Origin of the sequence: Nitratidesulfovibrio oxamicus (genome assembly GCF_015731765.1) — a bacterium.
GTDB classification, from domain to species: domain Bacteria; phylum Desulfobacterota; class Desulfovibrionia; order Desulfovibrionales; family Desulfovibrionaceae; genus Cupidesulfovibrio; species Cupidesulfovibrio oxamicus.
Window position 1 is genome coordinate 1 of sequence record NZ_VRYY01000571.1, and the last position, 1314, is coordinate 1314.

General features: G+C 71.9%; 2 protein-coding genes. Both read left to right on the plus strand.

The annotated features are described in order from the left end of the window. On the plus strand, positions 1–536 hold a 536-nt coding region (locus tag FVW20_RS15695; protein WP_372435011.1), incomplete at its 5' end, for a shikimate dehydrogenase family protein. A gap of 48 nt (positions 537–584) precedes the next feature. Beyond that, positions 585–1314: polysaccharide deacetylase family protein (locus FVW20_RS15700; RefSeq protein ID WP_231039165.1), on the plus strand; the 730-nt coding region annotated here is incomplete at its 3' end.

Consider the following 1314-nt stretch of genomic DNA (forward strand, 5'->3'; position numbering starts at 1 on the left):
GCCTGCGCGAGCTTGGCCCCGCCGGTGACGGCGTGGTGGGCGCGGTGGGCGTCACCGGGCGCAACGCGGAAAAGGCCGCCCCGCTGGCCGCCGAATTCGGCGCGGAAGGGGTGGACTGGGATGCGCGCGTCCACTGGGGCGCGGATATGGTGATCAATACCACCCCCATGGGCATGTCCGGCGAACGGCAGGGCGACACCGCCTTTCCGGCGCAGGGTTTTGTGGCGCAGGCCGTTGCGGCAGGGGAGACGGGGAAGCCCGGGCGGCGCGGCTTGGCTTACGACCTTGTCTACAACCCGCTACGCACCCGCTTTCTGTCCGAAGCCGCCGACGCGGGCTGGGATACGCAGGATGGTCTGGCCATGTTCGTGGAACAGGGCCGCGAACAGTTCCGCCTGTGGACCGGGCTGGAACTGCCCGCCGAAGGCGCGCGCACGCTGGTTGCCGTGGCCCTGGGGCTGGGCGACGTGGCCGTGGGCCGCGTCTGCGGCCAGTGCGAACTGCCCGGTGTACACACGGGCTCGGGCAAGGGGTAGGGGGACATGGCTGCCACCGGCTGGCCGGGGCGCTATGTGCGGCGGGACATGCCCGGACGTACGCCCCCGACCGTTCTTGCCGCTTTCTTTATCGTGCTGCTGCTCCTGCTGTGCCCGCCAGCAGCTTGCGCGGATGCCGCATCGCTTGACGCACAGCCCCTGCCGGAACTGACGGCCCGCCTCGTGGCCCGTTACGGCGGGCAGCAGCCCGCCCGGTGGGGTCCGGCCCTGCCCGGTACGCTCACCCGGCTGCCCGTGCCCGGCGGGACCGGCTTGTCAGGCGCATCAGGCGTATCCGGCGTATCAGGCGCATCAGGCGTATCAGGCGTATCAGGCGGGACAGGCGCATCCCCCAAAGGTCCGGTCATCATGGCCCTGACCCTCGACGCCTGCGGCGGCGGGTATGATGGTTCCATCATTGCCCTGCTGCGCGAACTGCGCGTGCCCGCCACCCTGTTTCTGGCCGGGCCGTGGCTTGCCGCCCATCCCGCCGAAGCCGCAGACCTGGCCGCCGACCCGCTGTTCGAGATCGCCAACCACGGCGCGCGCCACCGTCCCGCCTCGGTGGCCGGTCGCGCGGCCTACGGTATCCGGGGCACCCGCTCCGTGGCCGAATTCGTGGACGAGGTGGAATCCAACGCCCGGCGGCTGGCCGTCCTTACCGGTGCGCGCCCGCGTTTCTACCGGGCCGCCGCGCTGTTCTGCGACGAGGTGGCCGTGCGCATCGCGGCGGACCTTGGCCAGACCGTCACCGGCTGCTCCGTGGCGGCGGACGCCG